Below are 233 nucleotides of genomic sequence, written 5' to 3' on the forward strand. Positions count from 1 at the left end.
GGTTATTGCCTTGGTTTCGGCCATGGGGTACGCGTTCCTGGAGGCCAGCGCCAAGGCCAAAATCGTCAACATGGCCACTAACGCCGGTGCCCTGATTTTCTTCCTGCCCCACGGCGCTTTGATGTGGGGTGTGGGGCTGGTCCTAGGGCTTGCCAACATGGCCGGGGGCTATTTGGGCGCCAGGGCGGCGGTGTCCCAGGGGAGCAAGTTTGTCCGGATCGTGTTTTTGATCG

Annotated in this window: 1 protein-coding gene; it reads left to right on the forward strand. The window is 61.4% G+C overall.

The genetic code is table 11. The features are described 5' to 3' along the window. The coding region (locus SB847_RS22360; protein ID WP_410578961.1) for a TSUP family transporter at window positions 1-233 on the forward strand (233 nt) is incomplete at both ends.

This window comes from Bacillus sp. SIMBA_026, from assembly GCF_046535335.1.
In the GTDB taxonomy this organism is placed as follows: Bacteria; Bacillota; Bacilli; order Bacillales; family Bacillaceae; genus Bacillus; species Bacillus velezensis.